Source organism: Actibacterium sp. 188UL27-1, from assembly GCF_016901225.1.
Classification (GTDB): domain Bacteria; phylum Pseudomonadota; class Alphaproteobacteria; order Rhodobacterales; family Rhodobacteraceae; genus 188UL27-1.
Genome location: NZ_JAFEUL010000037.1, coordinates 1 through 8,302 on the forward strand (window position 1 = coordinate 1; position 8,302 = coordinate 8,302).

The window sequence follows — 8,302 nt, forward strand, 5'->3', positions numbered from 1 at the left end:
CCAGATCAGATATCACCGCATGGAAGCATTCGACGCGTGGAGATCGGCGGCAAGGATCGCCTGAATCCGACTGATAAAACCCATACTCAAAGCGCCAAAGTTAACGTGACAACACCCGCAGGGGAGGTGGAGCGGGTCGATCATCGGTCCCTCGAGGCGCAGCGCGAAGACGCTGTCGCGCGCGGGGACATGGTCCAGGCGAAGGCGCTGGATCGGGATCCAGAGGTCAAGCTTGGCCCCGCCGCCAATGCCATCGAGCGCCGGGAACAGCGCGCCGCCGCGCGTGAGGGAGTGACGATAGTCATCGGTTGGTAACATCGGACTGTTTCGCTGGCCTGGCGCATGAACGCCCTTGCAGCGCTGGCGTTTCGGCGTGCCGTTAGCTGGAAATCGATGAGTTGTCCGCGCTGGTCCACGGCGCGCCACAGGTAACACCACCGACCGCTCACTCGAACGTAGGTTTCACCCACATGCCACTGAAGGCCGCGCCAAGACCGATGTTGGCCATAAGCGCGCTTACGGATCTCCGGCCCAAACTTCTGTACCCAGCGGTAAATGGTGGCGGCGTCGACCGTGATCCCACGCTCGGCCAATAGATCACGAACATCACGGTAGGATAGCGGGCATCGACAATACCAACGAACCGCCATGAGAAGCACATCCTTCGGAAATCGATGCTGTTTGAACGGATTTCGACGTGGCATACCCACCTCCTTAATGCTTGGACCAAGTCTGGCTTGCCAGATGGGCTAACGCAACAGAGCCGTACTTGGCCCGATGCACATCGCAGAAGACCCTTTTCGTCACCGCTTCAATTGGAGAGATCTAATTTCGACTTCCTGGCACGTTTTTCGAATGTGCTTCGCGCTTTGCCATGCGCGTCCTCCAACAGAGACACGCAGCGACTCCACATCGTACTAGAGGGGTTCAGAATTGCGACCCGAGACATCCAGCCGTAAATCGGGTGCGGTGTGAGGACATCTGGCGTTGTAAAATCCCAGCCACCTTCGATGATGCCTCCCTTGCCCGGTCGGGGTGGCGGCGGACCGAAGAGTTCCAGATAAGCCCCTTTGCTCACGCCCATGTTTAGCCGCCAAATGCCAGTCCTGTGCAAGTCCGAGGCCTTGTCATTCACTCCATTTTTTTGCTTGATCGTTGCGAAGTAAGTGCCGCGATCAAACAATCGCCCCGGATTGTAAAAGTAGGACGTCTCGCCCCACGCTTCCTTTGGCATGACCCCATCGAGGTTAGACGTGATATGATTATGAACGGTCTCGATCTTGATCCATTTGTTCTGCGACATGCCTTAAATAGTCCTCAATTGTTTTTCCGACTTCCGGACGGAAGGTTTCTCCGGTTGGCTCACATTTTTGAATGCGGTCAATGCGAAAAGCCCGGAAGCTGTCACGGAGTTCACACCACGCCGAACAGGTCCAAACCCGCCCCCAATAGTCCGTCTGAAGTGGTCGAAGGATCCGCGTTGACCGTTCACCTGACAGCGAAAAGTAGTCAATCCGAAGCTTCAAGCGCTCGCGGATGGCGCGTCGCAGGAGTGGCATATGCCTGAACCCTTCGCGTGCGCGTTCAAATTCATAAACACCAAAACCCCAGGATTTAGGCGCACGCCTTCTGTTTGATGCATGCTCGCCGACCTTGTTCATTACTGCGCGGGCGGCCGCCTGCATCTCCTCATCTGCCGCCTCTTGGACAATGGCCATGCCAAGGCTCAAAGCCTCCAGCTCCGTCAGAGAGAGCGCCATGGGGGGCAGAAATACGGGCTCGCGCAACAGGTATCCCACGCCGCGCTCGCCATCTATCGGAACGCCATTGGCGACCAAGGTATCGATATCCCGATAAATGGTACGGACGGATACTTCCAATGCGTCTGCGATGTCCCGCGCAAGGTGGAGACGCCCGTCACGGACGATCTCCACAATTTCAGCAAGACGCGCGCTCCGCAGCATGATGTCTAGTTGATGACCACTTCCAACTCAGAATGCATGAGCTGAACGGTCGGGCCGTTGATCGCAGACAGAAACTCCGAATTGCCCGGCGCTTTGCCGATCTCGGCTGCGGCGGACTTGGCAGCATCCATGTCCTTCCACTGGATGTGTTCAATCCAGGTGCCGTCTTCGGTGCAAGACAGGCGACGGTGCAAGAAGCCGGGACGGGCTTCAACCCAAGGGCTCATCGCCCGCGCGGCGGCAATGAAATCCTCGCGCGACACACCGTCATTGAGTTTGAAGGTGACGGTTTCGATGATGTTTTTGCTCATGGAAGTTCTCCGAGTGGCTGTTTGCGTTCTATGATGTCGGTACATTCCCTCAACTGACAATACCTGTCAGTTGAGGGAGGCTTTCGCAGAAATTATCGCCATGACCATTTGAAAAATCGGCTCTCAAATCAGTTGGCGTGGCTGACAATCGACCAATGCGCCATGTTGATGCTTGCGGGATCGATGGCCTGCATGAATGGAATGGCACTCTCGTCCAAAATAATCGCATCAGCGGCCGCGAGCGCCTCATCTAATGAGGTCCAATAGACCATATCGAGCCAAAGCCCGTTCTCGGATTGCGTCAACGTCCGAGAGACATAGCCAGGCGCATTACAAAGAAAAGACGCCTCTAGTGTATCGACCGCATCCATGAATTTGTCCTGGTCCGCGCCTTCCGCCAACCTGAACTCCACGACTTCGACCACCTGCGCGGTCTGGGTGTCAGAGGCGCTACACGCAGCAGCAGCTCCTGAGCTCAGCGTAACTGAAAGTGTGGCTGCAAATAGGGTTCTCATCATTATCTCCTAGCTTATGATGATACCACGCTATTCTGCGGCATCTGACAAATGATGTCAGTTGGGTGACGCCAACCTCTTCAGATGATTGATTTCGGCGAACCGGTGCAAATGCGGTGACCATGACGTTCATCCAAGATGATCTCAAAAATAGCCGCCCCCAATGCTGCCAATCATTCCGCCATGGTGAACGCGTTCAGCTTGTTGCCATCAAGATCCCGGAAGTAGCAGACGTAGTAAGGCTCACCTTCGCGCATGCCGGGCGCGCCTTCGTCGGCTCCGCCGAGCGACAATGCTTTTTTGTAAAGACGGTCGACCTCTTCCCGGCTTTTGGCATGAAAAGCGACCATGACCCCGTTGCCAACTGTTGCGGCATCTCCATTGTAGGGTTTGATGATGCTGATTCCGCCGACGCCATCGGGCGGACCCCATGCGATAAAACCCGCCTCTTCGGACCCGGCGATGCGCTCGGTCCCCATCTCTGCGGCAAGAGCATCATAAAACGGCGCCCCCTTGGACAGGTCATTTGTTCCCAAGGTTACATATCCAATCATTGCGTATTCCTTTCGGTCGCAGGATCTTTTGGGTCATTTGCGACTGTGATGGCGCTTGCGACCAGTGCCGCGATCGCAATGGCTGCAATCATCATCAGGTATGAGCCGTCAAACATCAGACTGAGGAGGCCAGCGGCACTGCCTCCAATCAGCATGTGAAACGCGCCAATCAGAGATGACGCGAGCCCAGAGGCTGTGTTGAAATGCTCCAACGCGAGCACGGTCGCTGTTGGCAGTATCAGCCCCAATCCAAAGAGCACCACGGACATGCCGCCGACTGGCATCGTTAATTTGCGTTGCAACTCACCCGGGGGTAGGTATCCTCATGACCAAACCCAAGCAATCTGGCGCTTTCAAGGGCCATCGTTTCCCTCGTGAAGTCATCGCCCATGCCGTTTGGGCGTATTTCAGATTTCCTATGAGCTTGCGTGATGTCGAGGACCTTTTGGCAGCGCGCGGAATTGTGGTCAGCTATGAAACGGTCCGCGGTTGGGTCGCTAAATTTGGGTCACAATATGCCAAAGTGATCCGCCGGGATCGTCCGGCTGCAGCGGACAAATGGCACTTGGACGAAGTCGTCATTCCGATTAACGGGAAGAAATATTGGCTGTGGCGCGCCGTCGACAGTCGTGGCGATGTGTTGGACATCCTCGTACAAGCCCGCCGTGACAAACGTGCGGCAATTCGATTTTTCCGCAAGCTATTCAAGGCATTTGGCGAACCACGGGTGATCGTGACCCCCTCTCAGGCATTGCTTTGCAATGCCCTGCCGGGCAAGGGACAAACTTCGCAGCTACGGGGCAGCCCCGAAAGATCTCGCTCCGGGCATCGAGCACCGCAGCCACAAGGGTCTCAACAACCGATCCGAAGGGTCGCGTAGGCCAACGCGAAGGCGAGAAAAATGTATGGGCCGGTTCAAGTCGCCCGGCCAAGCACAACGATTTCTATCCGTTCATGATCAAGTCCAAAATGTCTTTCGCCCACGCCGCCACATGCTTTCAACCGCTTGCTACCGCCAATCCAGAGCTGATGCCAATTGGATCTGGGAAGACATTACGCGTGAGCTAACGGCCGCCTGAAATGGGGTATCCGGGATTTCACTGCCATGAATGACGATAACTTGACGATGCCCTTTGAACGGTACCTTTTTCACGTCGCTGTCCAGTCTTCGAGCTGAAGGTCCCGGACACGCTCGAACTCCCGAACGTTGTTGCTGACCAGAATGAGATCTCTCGCTCTTGCCTGCCCGGCGATCAGGATATCATAGGGTCCAATTGGTGTTCCCGCTCTTTTGAGGTCTGCCCGAATTTCTCCCGCCTGACGGGCGTCTTCGTCGTCAAAGGGCAAGAGGACAAAGTCTTTTACCAACAATCTGATCGTTTCCAGGTTGAACGAGACTTTTTGGCTTTTGTAAGCTCCAAAGTAGAGTTCATGTGAGACGATTGCTGGTAGGCCGATGTCTCCTTCTGAGCAGTCAAAGACACGATCAAGCAACGCTTCTGACTTTTGTCCAAGCAACGATATGACAGCATTGGTATCGAACAAGAATCGCATCAGTTGAATATTTCGTCCAAACCGGCTCGATCTTGCCCTTCGGGTTGCTCGCGACCTGCGCTCAGGAAGTCTTCACTCACACCACGCTTCAAAGCGCTCCGGAGTGAGCTCCAACCACGTTTACTCTCTGAATGCGGTCGCAGTATGATTGCATCCCCTTCTCGAGTGACCTCAACTTCTTCTACGCTGAAGCGAAATTCCTTTGGCAAACGGACCGCCTGGGAATTCCCCGATTTGAATACTTTTGCGACCTGTGTCATGCAGACCTCCAGTACGTATATACAGATACGTATATACGTACTTATGCTTGGGTTGTAAAGCTGCTCGCAAGCGAGGCATCAATCTTCTCCACCTTGAAACTCAAGCTCCGGAAGCTCCCGAAGGCTCTGCAGATCGAAGGTCACGAGGAACGTCTCCGTCGTCACGAAGGTAACTGCATCCAGAAGAGGGCCGCCTGTTGTCGTGGAGGCCATCTGAACGACAATGGAAATTTCTCGACGATCAAAGTCGATGTCTGCAAACCAATCATCGAATGTGCCTCGGACTTGACGCTCTCCGACCGAGATCTCGAAGCCAAGAGTGCTGTCCTCGATCAGAATTTCCATCGCAGTGACTGGAGAGGCGACCATGAAAGAGAAGAGAAAGGCGAAGAGGCGCACAAGGCTTGCTCCCTAGAATGAGTGCGGGGGCGGAGATCTTTCCGCCCCCGGCAGGGGTCATCACATTTCGACGTAGGTGCCGCCGTGAATGTTGGCGAAGTTGCGGAAGTCGACCGCCAGCGCTTGAGCGACGGCTGCAGCGGCGTTTCCGCCCATTTCCTGCGCCTCATCGTAGTAGATGCGCGTGGTAATCAGCGTACCGTCTGCGCCTTTGTCTTCCAGCGTCCAGATCACGAAGAAGTCCTTGATCGGGAGCGGCACGGTACTGCGTTCCATGTCGAGGTCATAGGCGAAGATGCGGTTCTCCTCGACTGCGAAGACGCGCTCATAGGCTGTGCCTGCGCCGCCCACAAAGTCGCACCGCCGGACGGAACCCATGCCTAGTTCTCCCGGCGTTGCGGAAGCGGAATGATCCCATGTCAGCTCTTCGATCTGGAGCGACCAGTCTGCATTGCCGGAATGGACCAACGGGAACGCCTCCGCAGGCGTCATTGGCAACAGAAGCGTCTGGATCGACTGCAAGGGCGCGTCGATATAGGCGCCCAGATAGCCGCTGTCATAAGTGTAGTTCGTTACCGGGTCGGACGATGTGACCGCTGCGCTCTCGCCGTACATGGCCGTGCGTTCCGCTTCGACATTGGGCATCTGTTGAGCGCTGGCGGCGGTGGTCATGGCCAGTGCGAAGACAACAGATAGAATGGGTTTCATAGGATTCTCCCTAGGGAAAGTTGAGGGGGAGGCATGGCCGACAGGCCACACCATTCAGGTCATGGCCTGCCGTGCGGCGGTGGCTTTCTTGGAAGCGTCGACCTTGACCTTTCGCGGCGAGGCGCGGCCTGTCTCGGCGTAGACTTTCAGATCGTCGATGGTCTCGGTAAGCGCCTCTTTGAATTGCATCTTCATCATCCAGCCCATGAGGATGTTCATTGGGAAGGTGATGTCTGCTTTCAGGGTCATGCTGGCCTTGGTGCCAGTGCCGCTTGGGGTCAGATGCCACGTGTTGCGCAGGCCTTTCATGAAGCCGGGCATCTTTTCGCCGGTAGCCGAGTAGGACACCATGTGGCGCGCCTCGTCGTAGGCTTCGATAGTTTCAGTGAAGGGGCCGAGCGAAGTTTCGCAGACGTGGCCCGCGGCAGGCGCACCCGTTACCTTCGGCGTGCCGGACCGGGCACCAGAGACATAGACCGAGCTGGCCCAGTCCCCGGCGGAAGTATAGTTCGGCCCAACAATGTCCCAGACCTTGTCCAGCGGCGCATCTATCTGGCGTGAGAGAGTAAGTTCCATGGTTTAGCCCACCATCTGACCGCCCATCGCGTAGCCGCCTTCGGCGGTCTCTTCGGTGTGCACGTTGATGTATCGCTTGATGTCTCCCTTGCCGGAAGCGCCAGCGACGTCGTTAAGACCGTCGGTGAGCTTGGCCACAAGCTGCGCCTTCTCATCCTTCGACCAGGCCGATTGCGAGACAGTGACACGAATGGTTGGCATAGCGGTTCTCCTGTTTTGGATTGGTGATGTCGACAAGATGCGCGCTCTGCAGTATTGCCTCAATGCAGGAACTTGCAGGTCAACCTGCGCGAATGCAGGAAGCGGTGAAGTATGCGACCAAGCGAACGGCTGGACTGGAACGACCTGAAACTCATCCTCGCCCTTGCAGAAGGCGGCTATGTGTCCCGGGCTGCTGAAAAGTTGCATGTTGACCAGACGACGATCCCCCGCCGCATCAGGCGGTTGGAGGACCGGCTGGACTTGAAGCTCATCGAACGGATCAAGGGCGGTGTTGTCTTGACCTCCGCCGCCGATGATCTGGTCCGCATCGCGCGCGAAGTTGAGACGGGGATTGATGACGCGTTGTCCGCGCCGCTGGAAGCCCCGCCTGTCACTGGAACGGTCAAACTGTCGGGGACCGACTTCATGCTGGACTTGCTGATGGAGCCGCTGGTCGAACTGCAAAGGCGTTTTCCAAGCCTGACGCTAGACCTTAAACCGACAAATGACTACTTGAGCCTCGACCGCCGCGAGACCGATGTTGCCATTCGGCAAGCTGAAAGCCCGCATGACGGGTTGGTGGGCCGGCGGTTGCCGGAAATCCCTCTCGGCATCTACGTGCCTCCCGACTTGGTGAAGGCGGGATCAGGGAAGCCCTGGTTGTCGTGGACTTTCCCGCGCGGCGTTAATGAGATTGACGAGATGATCTTACAGCACGACCTGGACGCGAGGATCGTTACGCGGGTCAACAGCTTCATGGCGCAGGCGCGGCTGTGTCTGGCAGGCATGGGATGCGCTGTGCTGCCAGATCGCTACGTTGCCGCCCACGCCGAATTTGCTGACCTAAACCGTGTTGGCAGCGGGCCTTCTTACCCAGCATGGGTCGTGACGCACGAGGAGTTACGCCATGTTCCCCGTATACGTGAAGTGATGGGAGCTGTGGCAAATGGCTTATCGAAGCGGGGCGAAAAATCGGAATGACGCAACATCGAGAATTGGCTTCGCGATAGCATATCTTCTTACAAGCGGTGCAATAGCCCGCTTTGCACTGCATCCTAACAGTTCGTCCGCCGCACAGCGAAGGTCGGTTCGGCCCAAGTCAGCCGTTCCCTTATCGCGCAGCGAAAGAGAGAATAAAGCTTATTTTGTTGAAGAGGTCGCAGTGATTTGAGGTTCTGGCAGCCTCGCTGGGCTGTTCGCGGGCTTATTGTTCCGCTGGTTGTACCGGGCGGCCTGTCGGTCTGTCGTTTTGCCGGTTCG

General features: G+C 56.4%; 13 protein-coding genes and 3 pseudogenes. 3 read left to right on the forward strand and 13 right to left on the reverse strand.

The annotated features are described in order from the left end of the window. A pseudogene (locus IU397_RS23500) lies at positions 1–315 on the forward strand (MobA/MobL family protein); the annotation flags it as partial. Between the two features lie 29 nt (positions 316–344). Here the strand turns inward: IU397_RS23500 and IU397_RS22780 are convergent. The 7 genes and pseudogenes from IU397_RS22780 to IU397_RS22810 all read right to left on the reverse strand — a co-directional run. Beyond that, positions 345–704 (reverse strand): annotated as a pseudogene (locus IU397_RS22780) (IS6 family transposase); the annotation flags it as partial. A 107-nt stretch (positions 705–811) separates the two neighbouring features. Beyond that, positions 812–1,303 carry a DUF6194 family protein gene (locus IU397_RS22785; protein WP_204417904.1) on the reverse strand — a complete coding sequence of 164 codons (492 nt, stop codon included), beginning with the start codon at positions 1,301–1,303 and terminating at the stop codon, positions 812–814. Further along, on the reverse strand, positions 1,263–1,964 hold the full coding sequence (locus IU397_RS22790) for a YafY family protein (protein ID WP_204417906.1): 702 nt from the start codon (positions 1,962–1,964) through the stop codon (positions 1,263–1,265). Before IU397_RS22790 ends, IU397_RS22785 begins: the two co-directional genes overlap by 41 nt. Before the next feature lie 5 nt (positions 1,965–1,969). Next, on the reverse strand, positions 1,970–2,275 hold the full coding sequence (locus IU397_RS22795; protein WP_204417908.1) for an antibiotic biosynthesis monooxygenase: 306 nt from the start codon (positions 2,273–2,275) through the stop codon (positions 1,970–1,972). A gap of 128 nt (positions 2,276–2,403) precedes the next feature. Beyond that, a complete protein-coding gene (locus IU397_RS22800) occupies positions 2,404–2,790 on the reverse strand; it encodes a hypothetical protein (RefSeq protein ID WP_204417910.1) in 387 nt (128 codons plus the stop codon). A 173-nt stretch (positions 2,791–2,963) separates the two neighbouring features. Further along, on the reverse strand, positions 2,964–3,344 hold the full coding sequence (locus tag IU397_RS22805; RefSeq protein WP_204417912.1) for a VOC family protein: 381 nt from the start codon (positions 3,342–3,344) through the stop codon (positions 2,964–2,966). Further along, a complete protein-coding gene (locus IU397_RS22810) occupies positions 3,341–3,628 on the reverse strand; it encodes a hypothetical protein (protein ID WP_204417914.1) in 288 nt (95 codons plus the stop codon). The genes IU397_RS22805 and IU397_RS22810 overlap by 4 nt, the downstream gene beginning before the upstream one ends. 41 nt (positions 3,629–3,669) lie before the next feature. Between IU397_RS22810 and IU397_RS22815 the strand changes: the two are divergent. After that, a pseudogene (locus IU397_RS22815) lies at positions 3,670–4,423 on the forward strand (IS6 family transposase). 70 nt (positions 4,424–4,493) lie between these two features. Here the strand turns inward: IU397_RS22815 and IU397_RS22820 are convergent. The 6 genes from IU397_RS22820 to IU397_RS22845 form a co-directional block, all read right to left on the reverse strand. Next, positions 4,494–4,898: a type II toxin-antitoxin system VapC family toxin gene (locus tag IU397_RS22820; RefSeq protein ID WP_239480014.1), complete on the reverse strand. Its 405-nt coding sequence runs from the start codon at positions 4,896–4,898 to the stop codon at positions 4,494–4,496. Continuing rightward, positions 4,898–5,158: an antitoxin gene (locus IU397_RS22825; RefSeq protein ID WP_204417916.1), complete on the reverse strand. Its 261-nt coding sequence runs from the start codon at positions 5,156–5,158 to the stop codon at positions 4,898–4,900. Before IU397_RS22825 ends, IU397_RS22820 begins: the two co-directional genes overlap by 1 nt. Before the next feature lie 78 nt (positions 5,159–5,236). Continuing rightward, positions 5,237–5,557: a hypothetical protein gene (locus IU397_RS23505; RefSeq protein ID WP_370541764.1), complete on the reverse strand. Its 321-nt coding sequence runs from the start codon at positions 5,555–5,557 to the stop codon at positions 5,237–5,239. A 60-nt stretch (positions 5,558–5,617) separates the two neighbouring features. After that, a complete protein-coding gene (locus IU397_RS22835; protein WP_204417918.1) occupies positions 5,618–6,265 on the reverse strand; it encodes a hypothetical protein in 648 nt (215 codons plus the stop codon). 54 nt (positions 6,266–6,319) lie between these two features. After that, positions 6,320–6,841 (reverse strand): SRPBCC family protein, encoded by a 522-nt coding sequence (locus tag IU397_RS22840; protein WP_204417920.1) that lies wholly within the window; start codon positions 6,839–6,841, stop codon positions 6,320–6,322. Positions 6,842–6,844: 3 nt separating this feature from the next. After that, positions 6,845–7,042: a tautomerase family protein gene (locus IU397_RS22845; RefSeq protein WP_204417922.1), complete on the reverse strand. Its 198-nt coding sequence runs from the start codon at positions 7,040–7,042 to the stop codon at positions 6,845–6,847. A gap of 111 nt (positions 7,043–7,153) precedes the next feature. Between IU397_RS22845 and IU397_RS22850 the strand changes: the two genes are divergently transcribed. Continuing rightward, positions 7,154–8,023, forward strand: a complete 870-nt coding sequence (locus IU397_RS22850) for a LysR family transcriptional regulator (protein ID WP_204417923.1) — start codon at positions 7,154–7,156, stop codon at positions 8,021–8,023. Positions 8,024–8,302: the final 279 nt, after the last annotated feature.

What these genes read in the sequence shown, in the direction of transcription:
- IU397_RS22785 (WP_204417904.1), bottom strand. Translation starts at nt 1,303, where the DNA reads ATGTCGCAGAACAAATGGATCAAGATCGAGACCGTTCATAATCATATC.
- IU397_RS22825 (WP_204417916.1), bottom strand. Translation starts at nt 5,158, where the DNA reads ATGACACAGGTCGCAAAAGTATTCAAATCGGGGAATTCCCAGGCGGTC.
- IU397_RS22805 (WP_204417912.1), bottom strand. Translation starts at nt 3,344, where the DNA reads ATGATTGGATATGTAACCTTGGGAACAAATGACCTGTCCAAGGGGGCG.
- IU397_RS22820 (WP_239480014.1), bottom strand. Translation starts at nt 4,898, where the DNA reads ATGCGATTCTTGTTCGATACCAATGCTGTCATATCGTTGCTTGGACAA.
- IU397_RS22800 (WP_204417910.1), bottom strand. Translation starts at nt 2,790, where the DNA reads ATGAGAACCCTATTTGCAGCCACACTTTCAGTTACGCTGAGCTCAGGA.
- IU397_RS22840 (WP_204417920.1), bottom strand. Translation starts at nt 6,841, where the DNA reads ATGGAACTTACTCTCTCACGCCAGATAGATGCGCCGCTGGACAAGGTC.
- IU397_RS22835 (WP_204417918.1), bottom strand. Translation starts at nt 6,265, where the DNA reads ATGAAACCCATTCTATCTGTTGTCTTCGCACTGGCCATGACCACCGCC.
- IU397_RS22845 (WP_204417922.1), bottom strand. Translation starts at nt 7,042, where the DNA reads ATGCCAACCATTCGTGTCACTGTCTCGCAATCGGCCTGGTCGAAGGAT.
- IU397_RS22810 (WP_204417914.1), bottom strand. Translation starts at nt 3,628, where the DNA reads ATGCCAGTCGGCGGCATGTCCGTGGTGCTCTTTGGATTGGGGCTGATA.
- IU397_RS22790 (WP_204417906.1), bottom strand. Translation starts at nt 1,964, where the DNA reads ATGCTGCGGAGCGCGCGTCTTGCTGAAATTGTGGAGATCGTCCGTGAC.
- IU397_RS22850 (WP_204417923.1), top strand. Translation starts at nt 7,154, where the DNA reads ATGCGACCAAGCGAACGGCTGGACTGGAACGACCTGAAACTCATCCTC.
- IU397_RS22795 (WP_204417908.1), bottom strand. Translation starts at nt 2,275, where the DNA reads ATGAGCAAAAACATCATCGAAACCGTCACCTTCAAACTCAATGACGGT.